Raw genomic sequence first — 17,531 nt, forward strand, 5'->3', positions numbered from 1 at the left:
GCGCTGAGGGCGCCCCCTGGTGCAGGGGGCGCCCTCAGGCGTTGTGCGGCTCCCGGAAGGGACTGCGGGGGACGGTTACTTCGTGTTGAAGAGGTGCATCCCCGGTATGTGGAGGTCTCCGCCGAACTGGCCGGCCTGGACGACCTTGACCTTGGTGAAGTAGATCAGCGGGATGTTCAGCGGAGGCGGGTTCTCCGGGTCGAACGTCACCGGGATCAGACCGAACAGGTTCCCCGAGATGCTCTCGGTGTACATGATCGTGTCACCGTTGCGGATGGTCGACATCGTGCCCGGGCCGGCCTGGACGTGGTAGGTCACGCCCGCCTGCTCGTCGGTGACCGTCTGATGCAGGTCGCCGATGTCGGTGCCCTCGGAGATGACGTACTTCAGGACCTTCTTCCTGGTCCCGTTGGCCGTCTTCACCTCGACGATGCCCTGGTAGTCGGCGCCCTTGAGGAGCAGCGAGCTGGCGTTGAGGTACCACGGGTCGTCCGGCAGCGGCGTCTTGTTGTCGATGCCGCTCTCGTCCTCGGTGGCGACCGGGCAGTCGTCCACGTCGGTCGTGGCGCTCTCGGACGGGCTCGGCGAGGCGGTGGCGTCGGCCGCCTCGGCGGCGTCCTCGGCCTTCTCCTCCGCCTTCTTCCCGGTGTCCGCCGTCGCGTCGCCCGCCTCGTCGGCGGTGTCCTTCGCGGTGTCGCCGGCGGCGTCGGTGGTGTCCTTGCCGGAGCCGGCCGAGCCGGAACCGGAGCCAGAGCCGGAGCCGGAGTCCGAGCCGGAGCCCGTCTCCGTCCCCGTGTCGCCGGTGCCCGGGGAGGCGGACGCGGAGGCCGACGGGGTCGGGCTCGCGGTGGCGGTTCCGGCGGCGTCCTTGCCGTCGAGCAGATCGGTGAGCGTGTCGCCGATCTTCTCCAGCAGGTCCTTGTCGGTCTCCGACGGCGAGGGGGCGGCCGTCGCGGTGTCGCCGGAGGTCTCGGCCTTCTGCGGCGCGGAGGCCGCGGGCGAGGCCGCCGGGGCGGGCTCGGTCACGTCGTCGGAACCTGAATCCGGCGAAGTGGAGCCGCCCGAACCGCCCGTGCCGCCGGAGGAGCCCGACGTGCCGTCCGTGTCCTCGTCCGGGGAACCGGCCGCGGAGTCGTCCTTCGCGTCGTCCTTCGCGTCGTCCGCGGACTCGTCCGCGCTCTGCGAGGCGGACGGCGAGGGGGACGCGGAGGCGTCCTGCGCGTCCTCCAGGGCCGCGACGCAGTCCTTGTACTCGTCGATGGTGAGGCTCTTGGACGCCGGCTGGTCCTCGGCGTTGGCGAGGGTCGGTGTGAACCCCATGCCCATGAGGACCGCGGTCGGCATGGCCGCCAGGGCTATCGCCTTGCCGGCCGGCATGTGGAGCCTGGTGAGCAGCGGCTTCTTGGGCGCCGCGTGGCGTGGCCCGGTTCTCACGCGGGCAGCGTCCACACCGCTCCCGGTGGTCACCTCGTCAGCCGGCACTGTGCCTCCCGTTCGCCCCGTTCGCCGGGCTCGTTCCTGACAGTTCGTTCGGCTCGTCCGTGCCGCCGGCGTCCTTGGTGAAGGCCGGGCCCGTGCTGTACGGGTTCACGGTGGGGTCCGCCGGGGCGGCTCCCGTCCCCTGCGGGAAGGCGGCCGCGGGCGTGGTGCCCGTGTGCGGGCCGCTGCCCGGCGCCTGCTCCGCCGGCGGTGCGCCCGGCGCCCAGGAGATGGCCATCGCTCCGCCGATCAGGGCGAAGAGGAAACCGATGAGGAAGCCGCCGAGGTTGGACACCGGGATGGAGACCAGTCCCAGCAGGATCGCCGCGACGCCCGCGAAGACCCGTACGTGCTTCTGGAACCACAGGCTGACGCCCAGCACCACCAGCAGCACACCGATGATCAGCGAGCCGGCGCCGGCGGTGGTGGCCATCGCCAGCGTCAGGTGACCGATCTGGAGATGCGCGTACGGGAAGTAGGCGATGGGGAGCCCGCTGATGAGAACGAACAGGCCGGCCCAGAACGGCCTCGTGCCCCGCCAGGCGCGGAACTGCTGCCTCCCGTGGTCGAACCGGCCGGGGGCGACAGGGGTCTCGGCGCTCATGGAAAACAGCTCCCTGGTGCGGCGTTGCTGTGGTGGTTGTCCTGCGGGTGCGACCGGCGCTCACGACGGGGCGGGCCCTCCGGTCCGGACGGGTGGGACTGGACGGGCGGGGGCGCCACCGGCTCCCCCGCCCGTCAGAGAGTGCTTAGTAGCACTCCTTGACACCCGTCGACAGCGACATCTTCAGGCCGCTGAGCTTGAAGGTTCCGGCGGTGGTGGCCCACGCCGTCTGCTTCACGTCGGTCAGGACGGCCGACTCGGCCTCCTGCGCGAACCCGAACGGGTTCGCGGTGTCGCCGTCCTTGATGCCGGGACCCTTCTTCAGGTCCTTGGCGGCCACACCGATGTCGATGTTCTTGAACGTCGCGTCGGCCGCGAGGTCCTCGACGTCGATGAAGAGGTTCTCGGCCTGGACCGGGGTGTCGCCACCGCCGGCCTTCAGCGTGAGGCTGACCGAGCCGAGCAGCGGGATGTTCGGCGTGACCACGGACTGGCACATGTTCGTGATCGACGCGCTCTTGAACCCGGAGACGGCGACGGGGTGAGCCGTCTTCTTGCCGTCGAGGGTGTAGCCCGAGTCGATCGCGCCGTACTGCGAGAAGCCCGTACCGACGAGCTTGTCCGCGGTGACCTTGAACGACTGACCCGACACGCTGAACGACGCGGCGAGCGCACCCTGCGCGAGGGCGACGCCTATGCACGCCGTGGCGGCGACGCTGGGCACCATGACCACAGCGAACCGCTTCCATCTGGTCCCGCCACGCACCTGGGACTCCATATTTCCTCCTTCTCGGACGTACATCTCCTGGCCCTGACTAGCCCCCGAACGGCGGCTCAGCCGGGCAGGGATGGGAGAAGTGCTACGTCCTCGGGAAGGGGAGCGCCTGCACTCGGTGGCGCGAACCGCGCCCGAATCACCGGCGATCACCCCCGAGCGACAACCACTGGCCGCGCCTGACACACATCACGCACGGCCTTGCTGGACAGGCTTCGCCGCGGCGAAGACCCCCCTGCCCAAGAGCCGACGCCACTGCCGTCGTCTCTGCTCGGTGGGGACCCAGGAAAACCCGTTGACCCGACCGGCTGTCGGGGTACGGGAACGGACCGAGCGTGGCCGATCGTGGTGCATTCCGGCCGCCCGCACAAGGGGGTTCGTTACTCGCTAGTAACGGCGGGATAACCGAACAACGACCCGCCGGTCTCGACCGGCGACGCTCGGTGGCAGCCATGCCCAGAACAAAACTGTTGATCGCTGGACATAATCCGACAGAACAACGGCCCTGACTTACTGCCAGTAACAGCGGCCGCGATTGCCAAGATTTGGCAAAGCGCGGCCGCGGCGAAACCGTGTCGGCTGAACTTCCCCTCCCGGGTGCCCCCGGTTCCGATGTTTAGCGACTGGTCAGAACCGGGCGCCCACCCCGCTAGAAGAGGGCGCGCGCCAGCGCCCTGCGCGCCGCCGCCACCCGCGGGTCGTCGGGACCGACCACCTCGAACAGCTCGATCAGCCGCAGTCGCGCGGCGTCCCGTTCGTCACCGGCCGTGCGGGCCACGGTGTCGATGAGCCGCCCGAAGGCGTCCTCGACGTGTCCACCCACCAGGTCGAGGTCGGCGGCGGCGATCTGCGCCCGCGCGTCGCCCGGCTTGTCGGCGGCCTCCCGGCGCACCCGCTGCGGGTCCATCTCCTGCACCCGGTGCAGCAACTCCGCCTGCGCGAGGCCGAGTTTGGCCTCGGTGTTGCCGGGGTCGTCGGTCAGCACGTTCTGGTACGCGCGCACCGCCCCGCCGAAGTCCCCCGCGTCCAGCGCCTGTACGGCGGCCTCCAGCAGGGCGTCGTGGGGGCCGGCCGGCGTCTCGGCGGCCTCCGCCCGCTCGCCCGGCCGGGCCTCGGGGTCGACGGTGAGGCCGGTCAGGCCGAAGCGCTGCTCGGCGACCTGTACGAGCTGGTCGAGCGTCTGGCGGATCTGCGTCTCGTCGGCGGCCCCCTGGAAGAGCGGCAGCGCCTGCCCCGCGACGACGGCGAAGACGGCCGGGATGCCCTGCACCCCGAACTGCTGCATCAGCATCTGGTTGGCGTCGACGTCGATCTTGGCGAGCAGGAACCGCCCGTCGTACTCGACGGCGAGCCGCTCCAGCACCGGGCTGAGCTGCTTGCAGGGCTGGCACCACTCGGCCCAGAAGTCGATGACGACCGGGACCTCGGCGGACCGCTGGAGGACGTCCCGCTCGAACCCGGCCTCGTCGACGTCGATGACGAGGTCCGCGGGCGACACCGCCCCCGTCCCGCCCTGCCGGGCGGCCTCGGCCCGGGTCTGCTCCGCCTTCGCCTTGGCCTCCTGGGCCGCCTTCACCGCGGCGAGGTCGACGACTCCGCTCATGGACATGTTCCGTGGCTGCATGCGTCTATCCTCCCCCGTCCGCGGGTGTGCGTGAAAAGCGGTCGGACACGAACGCCGGGGTCCCCACCCCGCGCCGTCCGGCCGCGACTCGCGTACGTCCGTTCACGAGTTTTCGCTACGGGTCGTAGCGTAATGCCGCGGGGGCCCTTCCCGCCGCCCCGTCCCGGTGATCTCCCTCACGACCGCACGGAACCGGCCGGAGGGGGCCGGATATGGTCGGAGGATGCAGAGCCGCACGCCAGCCAGCCGTACCGGACGTCCGCGCAGCGCCGCCGCCGACACCGCGATCCTGTCGGCGACCCGGCAGGCGCTGGTCGAACTCGGCTGGTCCAAGCTCACGCTGGGGGACGTGGCGACCCGGGCCGGGGTGGCCAAGACGACGCTCTACCGCCGCTGGTCGGGCAAGAACGAACTGGTCGTGGACGCGGTCGCGGAGCTCTTCGACGAACTCGAACTCCCCGACCGGGGCAGTCTGGCCGCCGACGTCGAGGGCGTGGTCCTGCAGTTCGCGGCGATCCTCGCCCGCCCGGAGGCCAGGAGCGGCCTGATGGCGGTGGTCGCGGAGTCCACCCGCGACGACGCCCTGCGCGAACGCATCCGGGCCTCCGTCGTCGACCCGCAGAAGGTCCTGGTCCTGGAGGGCCGGGCCCGCGCGCAGGCCAGGGGGGAGCTCCCGCCGGAGACGGACCCGGCGGAGGCGGCCCGCACGATCGACCTGATCTTCGACGTGGTCGCGGGTGCGGTGGTCCACCGCACCCTGGTCAGCGCGGAGCCGGCGGACGAGGAATGGGTGCGGGCCTTCACCCGGCTGCTGCTGCACGGCCTGGCGGGGTCCCTCGCCGGCGCCGGCCCGTCCGGCGACTGAGGACGCCCCTTCTCCTTGCCCGGAGTCCGGAAGTCCCGAGGAGTCCGCGGGAGTCCCCGGAGAGCCGTCGGCAAAGGAAAAGGGGCGGCCGGCCAGGAGCAACCCCCCGCCGACCGCCCCCGGAAAGCCGTCCTAGAACCCCGGGGGTTCCGTGTACACCCCCCACTCCTCCCGCAGCACCCCGCAGATCTCCCCCAGCGTCGCCTCCGCCCGCACCGCGTCCAGCATCGGCCCGATCATGTTGGACCCGTCCCGCGCGGCCGCCAGCATGGCGTCCAGCGCGGTCCGCACGGCCGGCTCGTCACGGCCGGCGCGGCGGGCGCCCAGCGTCCGCACCTGCTCCCGCTCCACCTCGTGGCTGACCCGCAGGATCTCCAGGTCCCCGGTCACCGATCCGGTGTGCGCGTTGACGCCGACGACCCGCTTCTCGCCCTTCTCCAGCGCCTGCTGGTACCGGAACGCGGACTCCGCGATCTCCCCGGTGAACCAGCCGTCCTCGATGCCCCGCAGGATCCCGGAGGTGACGGGCCCGATCGGGTGCCGTCCGTCGGGGTGCGCCCGCAGTCCCCGCTCCTTGATCCGCTCGAAGATCTTCTCGGCGTCGGCCTCGATGCGGTCGGTCAGCTGCTCGACGTACCAGGAACCGCCCAGGGGGTCCGCGACGTTGGCGACGCCGGTCTCCTCCATCAGCACCTGCTGGGTGCGCAGCGCGATCTCGGCCGCCTGCTCCGAGGGCAGCGCGAGGGTCTCGTCCAGGGCGTTGGTGTGCAGCGAGTTGGTGCCCCCGAGCACGGCGGCGAGCGCCTCCACGGCCGTACGCACCACGTTGTTGTACGGCTGCTGGGCGGTCAGGGAGACGCCGGCGGTCTGCGTGTGGAACCGCAGCCACTGCGCCTTCTCCGACTTCGCCCCGTAGACGTCCCGCATCCACCGGGCCCAGATCCTGCGCGCGGCCCGGAACTTGGCGATCTCCTCGAAGAAGTCGAGGTGCGCGTCGAAGAAGAAGGACAGGCCGGGAGCGAACACGTCGACGTCCAGCCCGCGGCTCAGCCCCAGTTCGACGTACCCGAAGCCGTCCGCCAGCGTGTACGCCAGCTCCTGCGCGGCCGTCGAGCCGGCCTCGCGGATGTGGTAGCCGGAGACGGAGAGCGGCTTGTAGGCGGGGATGCCGGCGGCGCAGTGCTCCATGAGGTCGCCGATGAGGCGCAGGTGGGGCTCGGGCTGGAAGAGCCACTCCTTCTGCGCGATGTACTCCTTGAAGATGTCCGTCTGGAGGGTGCCGTTGAGGACGGCCGGGTCGACGCCCTGCCGTTCGGCGGCGACCAGGTACATGCAGAAGACCGGCACGGCCGGCCCGCTGATGGTCATCGAGGTGGTGACGTCCCCGAGGGGGATGTCCTTGAACAGCACCTCCATGTCGGCCGCGGAGTCGATGGCGACCCCGCAGTGCCCGACCTCGCCGAGCGAGCGCGGGTCGTCGGAGTCGCGGCCCATCAGCGTCGGCATGTCGAAGGCCACGGAGAGGCCCCCGCCGCCGTTGGCGAGGATCATCTTGTAGCGCTCGTTGGTCTGCTCGGCGTTCCCGAACCCGGCGAACTGCCGGATGGTCCAGGTGCGCCCCCGGTAGCCGGTCGGGTACAGCCCGCGGGTGTAGGGGTACTCCCCGGGCCAGCCGATCCGCTCGAAGCCCTCGTAGGCGTCGCCGGGCCGGGGCCCGTACACCGGCTCCACGGGATCGCCGGAGAGCGTGGTGAAGTCTGCGTCGCGCTTGCGCGCGGCGTCGTACCGGGCCTGCCAGCGTCGGCGGCCTTCCTCGATGGCGTCAGCGTCCATGCGATCGAATTTACTAGGACGTCCTAGTACATGTCGATGGGAGACGGCCGTACGCCCGCGTACGGCCGTTCCGGCTTACGCCCGGGCGGCCGCCGGCGTCTCCTCGGCGGCCCTGGCCTCCAGCTCGCGCGTGATGTTCCGCTCGACGAAGAAGGCGGCCGTCGGGACGGTCCCGGCCAGCAGCACCCAGAGCTGCTTGCGGACCGGCCACCTGGCCTTGGAGCCCAGGTCGAAGGCGAAGACGAGGTAGACGACGTAGAGCCAGCCGTGCGCGATGGAGACGACACGGGTGGCGTCCGCGGCACCGCTCAGGTCCAGGACGTACTTGCCGATCATGCACAGGCACAGCAGGACCAGGAGCACACCGGTGACGTAGGCCATGACGCGGTAGCGGGTCAACACGCTCTTCTTCATGCCGTCGAGCGTAACCAGGCTTTCCGGGCGATCTTGCCCCGGGGCACCCCCGCGCCCGGCCCCGTCTCAGTCCTCGTCGAAGTCGTGGGCCGCGACGCGCAGGGGGCGCAGCATCGCGAAGATCTCCGCGCACTCCTCGGCGTCGTACACGCCGAGGCCGAAGTCCATGGCCATCAGGTCGCGGGTGGCCGCCTCGACGACCTCGCGGCCCTTGTCGGTGATGGTGGCGAGGGTGCCGCGACCGTCGTTGGGGTTGGGGCGCTTGGCGACGAGACCGGATCTCACCAGGCGGTCGACGGTGTTCGTCACGGAGGTGGGGTGCACCTGGAGCCGTTCGCCGATCTTCGACATCGTCAGCTCCCCCTCCTTGGAGAAGGTGAGCAGCACCAGGGCCTCGTAGCGCGCGAAGGTCAGCCCGTACGGCTTGACGACCGCGTCGACCTCGGCGAGGAGGATCTGGTGGGCGCGCATGATCGAGGTGATCGCGGCCATGGACGGGACGCTTCCCCAGCGCCGCTTCCAGAGCTCGTCGGCGCGGGCGATGGGGTCGAAGGAAAGGCTGGACGGCTTCGGCACGGCACCAGACCCTACCCGTCGGTCATATCGCGGTCAGCCCCGTCTCGACCCTCGGTCCACCGGGGCCGGGCCGCGCCGCGCCGCGGGGGGCCGTGCCGGCGGCGGCCACCGCCGGGGGAGCCGCACGGAGGCCGCACAGGGAGCCGCCCCCGCCCGCCCGCTCCCGCCGCCCCACCCCTTCACCCCGCGCGCCCGCCCGTCCCCGGGAGGGGACTCGATCGCCCCCGGGGAGGGCCGGCCGTCCACGGAGACCCGCAACTCCCGTGCGCCACCACCTGTTTGAGCGACCGCTCAAACAGGTGTACCTTCACCCGGGAGTGTTGAGCGTTCGCTCAACACCGTCCCGATCCGGGGGGATTCGCATGGGGCTCTACGTCGAGGCACGCGTCCGCGCCGATCTGGACGACCTGTGGGCACGCACCCAGGACCCGGCGCTCCACCAGCGCTGGGACCTGCGTTTCACCGAGATCGCCCACCTCCCGCGCGCGGAGGGCGAGCCACAACGGTTCCGGTACGCCACGCGCGTGCTGCCGTTCCTGACCGTCGCGGGCACGGGCGTCTCGGCGGGCGAACGCGAGCGCCCCGACGGCACCCGCACCTCCGCCCTGCGCTTCGCCTCCCCGCACCCGCTCTCCCCGCTCGCCGAGGGCAGCGGCTACTGGCGCTACGTCCCCGACGGCGACGGCGTCCGCTTCCTCACCGGCTACGACTACCGCCCCCGGTGGGGCGCCTTCGGCGCGCTCGCCGACCGGCTGGTGTTCCGTCCGCTGATGGGCTGGGCGACGGCGTGGTCCTTCGACCGGCTGCGGCTGTGGCTGGAGCGGGGCGTCACACCGGAGCGCGCCCTGCGCAACTGGCTCGCGGAGCTGACCGTCCGCGCCCTCGCCGTCACCGTCGCCTGCACGGGCCTGGGGTGGGAGTCCTTCCTGCGCCTCCTGGGGCCGTTCGCCGCGTCGGCGGCGTACCTGCTCCCCCTGCTGCTGAGCGTCGTGGTCTGCCTCGCCCTGTTCACCCCGCCCCTCGCCCGCACCCCGGCCGCCCGCCGCTGCCTGCGCACCCCACCGGCACGCGCGCGTGCGCCCCGTCTCCTGCGCACCCTGGAGGAACCGCGATGACCTCGATCTTCCGCACCGCGATGGGAGCCGGCTTCGACCGTCTGCACCCGCAGCTGCGACGCCGCTTCTCGGTGGGGCTGGCGAGCGGGGAGGCCTGCACGGGCCGGGGCGTGATGGACCGCATCTGGCACGGCGGGGTGTTCGTGAAGCCGTTCCTGGCGCTGGGCGGCACCCGCAACATCCTCGTCCCGCGCACGGGACGCGCGGTGCCGTTCGTCATCGAGAACGTGCCGTACACCGATTCCTTCGGACGTGAGACGGTGAGCTTCGTGCGCACCTTCGACCTGCCCGGCCGGGCCCGCCGCTTCGACGCCCAGATGGTGCTCGGCCCGAGGGGCGACCGCGTCCTCGACTACCTGGGCACCCATCAGCACCTCGCCACCGACCTGCACTTCCACGCCGAACCGGACGGCTCCCTGCTGATCCGCTCGGGCACCCACCGGTTCCGGGAGGGCCTGGTCGACGCGCGCGTACCGGAACTGATCGGGGCGCGGGCGGAGGTGCGGGAGTCGTACGACGACACGACGGACCGGTTCCGGATCCGCGTGCGGGTGGTGAACCGGTACGCCGGCCCGCTGTTCGGGTACGAGGGCTCCTTCACCGCCACGTACACGGACGTCCGCGCCCACGGCGTGCGGCCCGGACTGCGACCGGTGCGCGAGGAGGCCCGCGCGTGACCCCGGAGACCGCCAGGTCCGCGGAGACCGCCAGGTCCCTGGAGACGAGGACGAAGCTGCTGGACGGGACGCTGCGCACGCTCACCGAGCAGGGCATCGCGAAGACGTCGGCCCGTACGGTCGCGGCGGCCGCCGGGGTCAACCAGGCCTTGGTCTTCTACCACTTCGGCTCGGTGGACGAACTGCTCGCGGCGGCCTGCCGGTACGGCGCGGAGCGGTCGGTGGCGCGTTACCGGGACCGTTTCGCGGCGGTCGGCTCGCTGGCCGAACTGCTCGCCCTCGGGAGGGAGATCCACGAGGGGGAGCGGACGGGGGGCCGGGTGATGCTGCTGGGCCAGTTGCTGGCCGGCGCGCAGACCCACGCCGCGCTCGGCCCGGCCACGGCGGCGGGACTCGACCTGTGGATCGTGGAGATCGAGAGGGTGCTGGAGCGGGTGCTGGCGGGAACCCCGTTCCGCGAGTTCACGGACCCCGCCGGGCTGGCCCGCGCGGTCGCCGCCTCGTTCGTCGGCATCGAGCTGTACGAGGGGGCGGACGGCGCGGGCGCCGCGTCGGCGCTGGACGCGCTGGAGCGGCTCGGGCTGCTGGTGGGCGCGCTGGAGGAGCTGGGGCCGGTGGCCCAGCGGGCGGTGCGGCAGTATCTGCGGCGGGCGTCCGGGAAGCGGTGAGACCGGCCCGCGCGGGCCGGCCCCCGGCTACTCCCCCCGCGGGGCGAGGTGCCGCTCGACGGTCTCCACCTTCGACGTGAGGCCGTCCGTCACGCCGGGGCGGATGTCGGCCTTGAGGACCAGGGAGACGCGCGGCGCCCGCGCCTCGACCGCCGCGACGGCCCGCTTGACGACGTCCATGACCTCGTCCCACTCGCCCTCGACAGACGTGAACATGGCGTCAGTGCGGTGGGGCAGACCAGACTCGCGGACCACCCGGACGGCGTCGGCGACGTACTCCCCGACGTCCTCGCCGACGCCGAGCGGGGTGACGGAGAAGGCGACGATCACGACGCCTCCACCACGCCCTCGCGCCGGGCGCGGGAGGCGATGACCGCGTCCTCGGCCTCGCGGCGGAGCCTGCGCTCGGCGAAGAAGCCGCCGGTCGGCAGGACCGAGAGGACGAAGTAGAGGGCGGCGGTGCCCAGGGGCCACCTGGCTCGGTTCCAGGCGTCCGCCCAGAAGATCACGTACAGCACGAACAGCAGGCCGTGGAGCGCGCCCATCACCGGCACCGCGTTGAAGTCGGTGGTGCGCTTGAGCACCGAGCAGACGAGCAGCAGCAGGAACGAGACCGCCTCGGGCCCGGAGACCAGACGGAGTCGACGGAGGGCGGAGGCTGTCTTGAGGTCCACGGGTCACCTTCGGTGGGAGATGCGGCGCTGATCCGGTCGCTTGTGAACGCACGCACAAGCGTGCGCCCATTGTGGCAAACGGACGCGACGGAGAGCCGGGCGGGGTACGGCGGGGGCCGGGCGGGGTACGGCGGGGCGCGGCCGACGGCGCCCGGGGCTCGTGCGCGGCGGCTCGCGGCGGTTCGGCGCCGGACGGACTGCGGGCGACCTCCCCCGGGGACCGGGCCGGCCCCCCGCGCGCCCTGCGCGATCCGCACGACGGACCCTAAGGGTCCATTCAGGGACGATCTCCACCCGGAGACCCTGTCGGCACGGCGCCCCAGGGGCTACCTTCGCAGCGTGGCGATGTTTCGACTCCAAGGCAGCAAGGTGCTCGCCGTCGACATGACCGGGGACGCCGTCAAGGCGAAGAACGGCTCGATGGTCGCGTACGACGGGCAGATGGCCTTCAAGAAGATGAGCGGCGGCGGCGAGGGGCTGCGGGGGATGGTGACCCGGCGACTCACCGGCGAGCAGATGACCGTGATGGAGGTGCGGGGACAGGGGACCTGCTGGTTCGCGGACCGCGCCTCCGAGATCAACCTCGTGAGCCTCCAGGGGGACAAGCTGTACGTGGAGTCGAGCAATCTGCTCGCGACGGACGCGGGGCTGAGGACGGGCACGTCCTTCACCGGCCTGCGCGGCGCCTCGCAGGGCAACGGACTGTTCACGACGACCGTCGAGGGACACGGCCAGGCGGCGATCACCTCGGACGGTCCGGCGGTGGTGCTCCGGGTGAGCCCGCAGTTCCCGCTGACCGTCGACCCGGGGGCGTACGTCGCCCATCAGGGCGACGTCCGGCAGTCCTTCCAGTCCGGTGTGACGTTCCGCACCATGATGGGCGAGGGCGGCGGCGAGGCCTTCCAGATCCGCTTCGAGGGGAACGGCCTGGTGTACGTCCAGCCCAGCGAGCGGAACACGATCGCGGGGGACGTGTGACATGTCCTTCCGCGAGATCAACTCCAAGATGGTCGAGGCGACCGTGGTGCCCGGCCGGCGCCTGTTCAGTCAGCGCGGCGCGATGCTCGCCTACCGGGGCGAGGTGTCCTTCACCCCGAACACGCAGGGCGGTCAGGGCGGTGTGATGTCGATGATCGGCCGCCGCCTGGCGAACGAGGACACGCCCCTGATGTCCGTCGAGGGCAGCGGCACGGTCCTGTTCGGACACGGCGGCCACCACGTCCAGATCGTCCACCTCACCGGTGAGACGCTCCACGTCGAGGCGGACCGCCTCCTCGCCTTCGAGGGCACCCTGCGGCAGGGCACCGTGTTCCTGGGTTCCCAGGGCGGCGTCATGGGCATGGTCCGCGGCCAGGTCAGCGGCCAGGGCCTGTTCACCACGACGCTGGCGGGCCACGGCTCGGTCGCCGTGATGGCCCACGGCGGCGTCTTCGAGGTCCCCATCACCCCCCAGCGCCCGGTCCACGTCGACCCGCAGGCCTACGTCGCCCACCACGGCGACGTGCGCAACAAGCTGTCGACCGCCCTGGGCTGGCGGGACATGGTGGGCCGCGGTTCTGGTGAGGCGTTCCAGCTGGAGCTGAGCGGCAGCGGCACGGTGTACGTCCAGGCGTCGGAGGAGAAGCTGTGACCACCCACCCGGGCGCCGGCCCCACCGTCTTCGACCCCATGACCCTGCCGGCCGACGACAACGTGAACGCGTACACCTTCTGCGTGGAACTGAAGGGGAGTCAGTGGTTCCTGCAGAAGGGGAAGATGATCGCCTACTACGGCTCGATCGACTTCAACGGCGTCGGGCACGGCCGGCTGGACCGTCTGATGCGCACGTCGTTCCATTCGCCTCTGCACGCGAGCGACTGGGTCGTGGCGGAGGGCTCGGGCAAGATGCTCCTCGCCGACCGGGCCTTCGACGTGAATTCGTACGACCTCGAAGACGGCAACCTGACCATTCGCTCGGGCAATCTGCTCGCTTTTCAGCCAACTCTCGCACTCAAGCAGTCGATCGTTCCGGGTTTTCTGACACTGATCGGAACCGGCAAGTTCGTCGCCGCGTCCAACGGCCCGGTGGTGTTCATGGAACCCCCGATCCGGGTGGACCCGCAGGCACTCGTCGGCTGGGCCGACTGCCCGTCCCCGTGCCACCACTACGACCACGGGTACATGACGGGCGTGATGGGCGGCCTACGTGCGCTGACGGGCCTGGGCGGGGCCTCCGGGGAGGAGCACCAGTTCGAGTTCGTGGGCGCCGGCACGGTGCTGCTGCAGTCCACCGAGACCCTCATGGCCGAGCAGGCCACGGGAGCGGTCCCATCCGAGCCGGGGGTGCCCGGCGGTGGCGGGCCGGGCGGCTTCGGAGGTCAAGCGGGCGCACCGCGCCTTCCCGGACAGCTGGGTGACCTCCAACGTCGCTTCGGGCTGTGAGCGGTAGTCTGCGGAGTGTGACGTCGAACGCGTGCGCACTGTCACACCACCCTTACTAGTTCGCATTTCAACATTTTAGGTAGACTTCACTTATGGAGACCGACACGGCCACGCGCTGGCTGACCGAGGCGGAGCAGTGCGCCTGGCGCACCCATCTGGAGGTCAACAGGCTGTTGACGTACCAGCTCGAAAAGGATCTTCAGCCGTTCGGGCTGACCATGAACGACTACGAGATCCTGGTGAATCTGTCCGAGTCGGAGGACGTCCGGATGAGGATGAGCGACCTCGCGTCCGCGACCCTCCAGTCCAAGAGCCGGCTCTCGCACCAGATCACCCGTATGGAGAACGCCCAGCTGGTGCGCCGCGAGAACTGCGAGTCCGACCGCCGAGGTCTGTTCGCCGTCCTCACCGACCACGGCATGGAGACGATGCGGAAGGTGGCGCCCCACCACGTGGCGTCCGTGCGCCGGCACTTCATCGACCTGCTCTCCCCCGAGGCCCTGGCGGAGCTCGACAAGGCCCTGACACCCATCGCGGGTCACCTCCGCGAGCAGCGGGGACGCCCCTGAGCGGGGCCGGACGGACGGAGGGCGGAACCCGAACGGGGTTCCGCCCTCCGTCCGTCCGGGACTTTCGAGGGGGACCGACGGCGCACCGGCGAGGCCGGGGCGGTACGTCCGCCGGCCCGGCCGCCGCTCCTCGCGGGCCGGGCCCGAGGAGGGGGCGCGCAGGCCCCGGCGGGCGCGGCGGGCGCGCCGGACACCACGGGCCGTGCTCCAGGGCGCCGGGCCGCGGCGAGAGGCGGGCGCGGAGGCGGACACATCGGGCACGACAGCGGCGGGCACGACGGGCACGGCGGGGTCCGGCGCGGTGTACAGGGCGGGTCACGGGCGCAGGGCGCCGCGAAGGCCGCGGACGGGCCGCCGGGCCGCCCGTGGGGCGCGCCGGCGCCCCTGGGCCTCACCGCGCCTGGGTCAGTCCCGTCACCAGTTCGTCGGCCGCCCGGTACGGGTCCAGTTCGCCGGCGACGATCCGCTCCGCGAGCGCGTCGAGACGGCGGTCGCCGTGCAGGTCGCCGATGCGCTCGCGCAGCGCCGTCACGGCGATCGTCTCCACCTCGCGGGCCGCGCGGGCCCGGCGGCGCTCGGCGAGGACGCCGTGCTCCTCCATCCACGCGCGGTGCTTCTCCAGCGCCTCGACGACCTCGTCGACGCCCTCGGCGCGGGCGGCGACCGTCTTCACGATCGGCGGGCGCCAGTCGCCGGGGGCGCGGGACTCGCCGAGGCCCAGCATGTGGTTCAGCTCGCGGGCGGTGGCGTCGGCCCCGTCGCGGTCGGCCTTGTTGACGACGTACACGTCGCCGATCTCCAGGATTCCCGCCTTGGCGGCCTGGATGCCGTCGCCCATGCCGGGGGCCAGCAGGACCACGCTGGTGTCGGCCTGGGAGGCGATCTCGACCTCGGACTGGCCGACGCCGACCGTCTCCACGAGGATCACCTCGCAGCCCGCCGCGTCGAGCACGCGGATGGCCTGCGGGGCCGCCCAGGCCAGACCGCCGAGGTGCCCGCGGGTGGCCATGGAGCGGATGTAGACGCCGGGGTCGGAGGCGTGCTCCGACATCCGGACGCGGTCGCCGAGCAGGGCGCCGCCGGAGAACGGCGAGGACGGGTCGACCGCCAGGACGCCGACTCGTCTGCCCTGCTTGCGGTACGCCGTGACCAGCGCGGAGGTGGACGTCGACTTGCCGACGCCGGGCGAGCCGGTCAGGCCCACCACGAAGGCGTTGCCGGTCAGCGGGGCCAGCGCCGCCATGACCTCCCTGAGCTGCGGCGACGCCCCCTCCACCAGGGAGATCAGCCGGGCCACGGCCCGGGGTCGGCCTTCCCTGGCCTGGGCGACCAGCGAGGAGACGTCCTGCATCACAACTCCGTTCGGGTAATGACGTACGTGAGGCCGTACAGGGAACTCAGGCCTTGGGTACCCGCACGATCAGTGCGTCCCCCTGGCCTCCGCCGCCGCACAGCGCGGCCGCGCCGACGCCGCCGCCCCGCCGCTTCAGCTCCAGGGCCAGGTGCAGCACGAGCCGGGCGCCGGACATGCCGATGGGGTGGCCGAGGGCGATGGCGCCGCCGTTGACGTTCACCTTGTCCGTGGACACCCCGAGGTCCTTCATCGACTGCACCGCCACGGCGGCGAAGGCCTCGTTGATCTCGACGAGGTCGAGGTCGGAGACCTCCAGGCCGTCCTTCTTCAGGGCGTGCAGGATGGCGTTGGACGGCTGCGACTGGAGCGAGTTGTCCGGACCGGCCACATTGCCGTGGGCGCCGATCTCGGCGATCCACTCCAGGCCCAGTTCCTGCGCCTTGGCCTTGCTCATGACGACCACGGCCGCGGCGCCGTCGGAGATCTGCGAGGCGGAGCCGGCGGTGATGGTGCCGTCCTCGGCGAAGGCGGGACGCAGCTTGCCGAGCGACTCGGCGGTGGTCTCGGGGCGGATGCCCTCGTCCTTGCTGAAGACGACCGGCTCACCCTTGCGCTGCGGGATCTCCACCGGCGTGATCTCGGCCTCGAACAGGCCGTTCTTCTGCGCGGCGGCGGCCCGCTGGTGGGACAGGGCGGCGATCTCGTCCTGCTCGGGACGGGCGATGCCGAGGCGCGTGTTGTGCTTCTCGGTGGACTCGCCCATGGCGATGTTCTCGAAGGCGTCGGTCAGCCCGTCGTGGGCCATCGCGTCGAGCATCTCGATCGCCCCGTACTTGAAGCCCTCGCGCGACTTCGGCAGCAGGTGGGGGGCGTTGGTCATGGACTCCTGGCCGCCCGCCACGACGATGTCGAACTCACCCGCGCGGATCAGCTGGTCGGCCAGCGCGATCGCGTCGAGACCCGACAGGCACACCTTGTTGACGGTGAGCGCCGGGACGTTCATGGGGATGCCGGCCTTGACCGCGGCCTGCCGGGCCGGGATCTGGCCCGCGCCGGCCTGGAGCACCTGGCCCATGATCACGTACTGCACCTGGTCGCCGCCGATCCCCGCACGGTCGAGGGCGGCCTTGATCGCGAAGCCGCCGAGGTCGGCTCCGGAGAAGGACTTCAGCGAGCCCAGCAACCGTCCCATGGGCGTACGGGCACCCGCGACGATCACCGAGGTCGTGCTGTTGGTTCCAGTCATGAGCTGCGATCCCCTTACCGGCCTTGCACGGGCCGAGGAGTGAACGAGGGTTTACTTCGAATGTACTGACCGGTACTTCACCCGTCATCGGGCCGTCGGTGTGATCGCGCGCACGTTGCGTAACCACCTCCGCCGCGTTGCACTGACACCATGCTGACGCGAATCGACCACATCGGGATCGCCTGCCACGACCTCGACGCCACCGTCGAGTTCTACCGGGCGACGTACGGCTTCGAGGTGTTCCACTCCGAGATCAACGAGGAGCAGGGCGTCCGCGAGGCCATGCTCAAGATCAACGATACGTCCGACGGCGGCGCCTCGTACCTCCAGCTCCTGGAACCGACCCGGGAGGACTCCACCGTCGCGAAGTGGCTCGCCAAGAACGGCGAGGGCGTCCACCACATCGCCTTCGGCACGGCGGACGTCGACGCGGACTCCGCGGACATCCGCGACAAGGGCGTACGGGTGCTGTACGAAGAGCCCCGGCGCGGCTCCATGGGGTCACGAATCACCTTCCTCCACCCGAAGGATTGCCACGGAGTCCTGACAGAACTGGTCACATCGGCCCCCGTTGAGTCACCTGAGCACTGACCCTCGTACATATGGGCCGGTAGGGTTGGGGTCGGTCGCCGCTCCA

At 71.5% G+C, this 17,531-nt stretch carries 20 protein-coding genes; 9 read left to right on the top strand and 11 right to left on the bottom strand.

Annotation, left to right across the window (positions count from 1 at the left end):
* Positions 1-75: 75 nt before the first annotated feature.
* The 4 genes from ACZ5FU_RS01535 to ACZ5FU_RS01550 form a co-directional block, all read right to left on the bottom strand.
* Positions 76-1,482, bottom strand: coding sequence for a hypothetical protein (locus ACZ5FU_RS01535; protein ID WP_469044101.1), 1,407 nt, complete (start codon positions 1,480-1,482; stop codon positions 76-78).
* Positions 1,472-2,083 carry a DUF6114 domain-containing protein gene (locus ACZ5FU_RS01540; protein WP_469044102.1) on the bottom strand — a complete coding sequence of 204 codons (612 nt, stop codon included), beginning with the start codon at positions 2,081-2,083 and terminating at the stop codon, positions 1,472-1,474. Before ACZ5FU_RS01540 ends, ACZ5FU_RS01535 begins: the two co-directional genes overlap by 11 nt.
* Before the next feature lie 145 nt (positions 2,084-2,228).
* Positions 2,229-2,810: a DUF6230 family protein gene (locus tag ACZ5FU_RS01545; protein ID WP_451525621.1), complete on the bottom strand. Its 582-nt coding sequence runs from the start codon at positions 2,808-2,810 to the stop codon at positions 2,229-2,231.
* Between the two features lie 697 nt (positions 2,811-3,507).
* Positions 3,508-4,482 (bottom strand): tetratricopeptide repeat protein, encoded by a 975-nt coding sequence (locus ACZ5FU_RS01550; protein ID WP_451525620.1) that lies wholly within the window; start codon positions 4,480-4,482, stop codon positions 3,508-3,510.
* A 223-nt stretch (positions 4,483-4,705) separates the two neighbouring features.
* Here ACZ5FU_RS01550 and ACZ5FU_RS01555 point away from each other — a divergent pair, with 223 nt between their 5' ends.
* Positions 4,706-5,347, top strand: a complete 642-nt coding sequence (locus ACZ5FU_RS01555) for a TetR/AcrR family transcriptional regulator (protein WP_451525619.1) — start codon at positions 4,706-4,708, stop codon at positions 5,345-5,347.
* Positions 5,348-5,479: 132 nt separating this feature from the next.
* Here ACZ5FU_RS01555 and ACZ5FU_RS01560 read toward each other — a convergent pair whose 3' ends face one another.
* The 3 genes from ACZ5FU_RS01560 to ACZ5FU_RS01570 all read right to left on the bottom strand — a co-directional run bounded on the left by ACZ5FU_RS01560 (position 5,480) and on the right by ACZ5FU_RS01570 (position 8,170).
* A complete protein-coding gene (locus tag ACZ5FU_RS01560) occupies positions 5,480-7,180 on the bottom strand; it encodes an acyl-CoA mutase large subunit family protein (protein ID WP_451525618.1) in 1,701 nt (566 codons plus the stop codon).
* Positions 7,181-7,255: 75 nt separating this feature from the next.
* On the bottom strand, positions 7,256-7,594 hold the full coding sequence (locus tag ACZ5FU_RS01565; RefSeq protein ID WP_451525617.1) for a DUF3817 domain-containing protein: 339 nt from the start codon (positions 7,592-7,594) through the stop codon (positions 7,256-7,258).
* Between the two features lie 66 nt (positions 7,595-7,660).
* Positions 7,661-8,170 carry a MarR family winged helix-turn-helix transcriptional regulator gene (locus ACZ5FU_RS01570; protein WP_451525616.1) on the bottom strand — a complete coding sequence of 170 codons (510 nt, stop codon included), beginning with the start codon at positions 8,168-8,170 and terminating at the stop codon, positions 7,661-7,663.
* 362 nt (positions 8,171-8,532) lie between these two features.
* On the opposite strand from ACZ5FU_RS01570, the gene ACZ5FU_RS01575 reads away from it, so the two are divergent.
* The 3 genes from ACZ5FU_RS01575 to ACZ5FU_RS01585 are packed head-to-tail and all read left to right on the top strand — an operon-like array spanning position 8,533 to position 10,630.
* Complete coding sequence (locus ACZ5FU_RS01575) at positions 8,533-9,285, top strand: hypothetical protein (RefSeq protein WP_469044171.1); 753 nt, start codon at positions 8,533-8,535, stop codon at positions 9,283-9,285.
* The gene (locus ACZ5FU_RS01580) at positions 9,282-9,962 is read left to right on the top strand and encodes a DUF4166 domain-containing protein (protein ID WP_451525614.1); all 681 of its coding nucleotides are present in this window, start codon (positions 9,282-9,284) and stop codon (positions 9,960-9,962) included. Before ACZ5FU_RS01575 ends, ACZ5FU_RS01580 begins: the two co-directional genes overlap by 4 nt.
* On the top strand, positions 9,959-10,630 hold the full coding sequence (locus ACZ5FU_RS01585) for a TetR/AcrR family transcriptional regulator (RefSeq protein WP_451775619.1): 672 nt from the start codon (positions 9,959-9,961) through the stop codon (positions 10,628-10,630). Before ACZ5FU_RS01580 ends, ACZ5FU_RS01585 begins: the two co-directional genes overlap by 4 nt.
* A gap of 27 nt (positions 10,631-10,657) precedes the next feature.
* Here the strand turns inward: ACZ5FU_RS01585 and ACZ5FU_RS01590 are convergent, their stop codons facing one another.
* Together ACZ5FU_RS01590 and ACZ5FU_RS01595 are read right to left on the bottom strand one after the other, a co-directional pair.
* Entirely contained in the window at positions 10,658-10,960 is a 303-nt protein-coding gene (locus ACZ5FU_RS01590; RefSeq protein WP_468646602.1) for an MTH1187 family thiamine-binding protein, read from the bottom strand.
* Entirely contained in the window at positions 10,957-11,304 is a 348-nt protein-coding gene (locus ACZ5FU_RS01595) for a DUF3817 domain-containing protein (protein ID WP_451775617.1), read from the bottom strand. Before ACZ5FU_RS01595 ends, ACZ5FU_RS01590 begins: the two co-directional genes overlap by 4 nt.
* A 345-nt stretch (positions 11,305-11,649) precedes the next feature.
* Here ACZ5FU_RS01595 and ACZ5FU_RS01600 point away from each other — a divergent pair, with 345 nt between their 5' ends.
* From ACZ5FU_RS01600 to ACZ5FU_RS01615, 4 genes are all read left to right on the top strand, one after another.
* Positions 11,650-12,282 (top strand): AIM24 family protein, encoded by a 633-nt coding sequence (locus ACZ5FU_RS01600; protein ID WP_451525670.1) that lies wholly within the window; start codon positions 11,650-11,652, stop codon positions 12,280-12,282.
* 1 nt (position 12,283) lies between these two features.
* Complete coding sequence (locus tag ACZ5FU_RS01605; protein WP_451525610.1) at positions 12,284-12,934, top strand: AIM24 family protein; 651 nt, start codon at positions 12,284-12,286, stop codon at positions 12,932-12,934.
* A 38-nt stretch (positions 12,935-12,972) separates the two neighbouring features.
* Positions 12,973-13,725, top strand: a complete 753-nt coding sequence (locus ACZ5FU_RS01610) for an AIM24 family protein (protein ID WP_451525669.1) — start codon at positions 12,973-12,975, stop codon at positions 13,723-13,725.
* Positions 13,726-13,817: 92 nt separating this feature from the next.
* Positions 13,818-14,294 (top strand): MarR family winged helix-turn-helix transcriptional regulator, encoded by a 477-nt coding sequence (locus ACZ5FU_RS01615; RefSeq protein WP_451525609.1) that lies wholly within the window; start codon positions 13,818-13,820, stop codon positions 14,292-14,294.
* 391 nt (positions 14,295-14,685) lie between these two features.
* Here the strand turns inward: ACZ5FU_RS01615 and meaB are convergent, their stop codons facing one another.
* Both meaB and ACZ5FU_RS01625 read right to left on the bottom strand, forming a co-directional pair.
* Positions 14,686-15,645, bottom strand: a complete 960-nt coding sequence (gene meaB / locus ACZ5FU_RS01620; RefSeq protein WP_451525608.1) for a methylmalonyl Co-A mutase-associated GTPase MeaB — start codon at positions 15,643-15,645, stop codon at positions 14,686-14,688.
* A 46-nt stretch (positions 15,646-15,691) separates the two neighbouring features.
* Complete coding sequence (locus ACZ5FU_RS01625; RefSeq protein WP_451525607.1) at positions 15,692-16,894, bottom strand: acetyl-CoA C-acetyltransferase; 1,203 nt, start codon at positions 16,892-16,894, stop codon at positions 15,692-15,694.
* A gap of 150 nt (positions 16,895-17,044) precedes the next feature.
* Between ACZ5FU_RS01625 and mce the strand changes: the two genes are divergently transcribed.
* A complete protein-coding gene (gene mce / locus ACZ5FU_RS01630; protein WP_366057064.1) occupies positions 17,045-17,485 on the top strand; it encodes a methylmalonyl-CoA epimerase in 441 nt (146 codons plus the stop codon).
* The last annotated feature ends 46 nt before the right edge of the window (positions 17,486-17,531 follow it).

Source organism: Streptomyces sp. NPDC031554 (assembly GCF_055580685.1).

Bases quoted from the DNA above. Each gene is read 5' to 3' on its own strand.
- ACZ5FU_RS01540 (WP_469044102.1), bottom strand. From the start codon at position 2,083: ATGAGCGCCGAGACCCCTGTCGCCCCCGGCCGGTTCGACCACGGGAGG.
- ACZ5FU_RS01545 (WP_451525621.1), bottom strand. From the start codon at position 2,810: ATGGTGCCCAGCGTCGCCGCCACGGCGTGCATAGGCGTCGCCCTCGCG.
- ACZ5FU_RS01550 (WP_451525620.1), bottom strand. From the start codon at position 4,482: ATGCAGCCACGGAACATGTCCATGAGCGGAGTCGTCGACCTCGCCGCG.
- ACZ5FU_RS01555 (WP_451525619.1), top strand. From the start codon at position 4,706: ATGCAGAGCCGCACGCCAGCCAGCCGTACCGGACGTCCGCGCAGCGCC.
- ACZ5FU_RS01560 (WP_451525618.1), bottom strand. From the start codon at position 7,180: ATGGACGCTGACGCCATCGAGGAAGGCCGCCGACGCTGGCAGGCCCGG.
- ACZ5FU_RS01565 (WP_451525617.1), bottom strand. From the start codon at position 7,594: ATGAAGAAGAGCGTGTTGACCCGCTACCGCGTCATGGCCTACGTCACC.
- ACZ5FU_RS01575 (WP_469044171.1), top strand. From the start codon at position 8,533: ATGGGGCTCTACGTCGAGGCACGCGTCCGCGCCGATCTGGACGACCTG.
- ACZ5FU_RS01580 (WP_451525614.1), top strand. From the start codon at position 9,282: ATGACCTCGATCTTCCGCACCGCGATGGGAGCCGGCTTCGACCGTCTG.
- ACZ5FU_RS01600 (WP_451525670.1), top strand. From the start codon at position 11,650: ATGTTTCGACTCCAAGGCAGCAAGGTGCTCGCCGTCGACATGACCGGG.
- ACZ5FU_RS01605 (WP_451525610.1), top strand. From the start codon at position 12,284: ATGTCCTTCCGCGAGATCAACTCCAAGATGGTCGAGGCGACCGTGGTG.
- ACZ5FU_RS01610 (WP_451525669.1), top strand. From the start codon at position 12,973: ATGACCCTGCCGGCCGACGACAACGTGAACGCGTACACCTTCTGCGTG.
- ACZ5FU_RS01615 (WP_451525609.1), top strand. From the start codon at position 13,818: ATGGAGACCGACACGGCCACGCGCTGGCTGACCGAGGCGGAGCAGTGC.
- meaB (WP_451525608.1), bottom strand. From the start codon at position 15,645: ATGCAGGACGTCTCCTCGCTGGTCGCCCAGGCCAGGGAAGGCCGACCC.
- ACZ5FU_RS01625 (WP_451525607.1), bottom strand. From the start codon at position 16,894: ATGACTGGAACCAACAGCACGACCTCGGTGATCGTCGCGGGTGCCCGT.
- mce (WP_366057064.1), top strand. From the start codon at position 17,045: ATGCTGACGCGAATCGACCACATCGGGATCGCCTGCCACGACCTCGAC.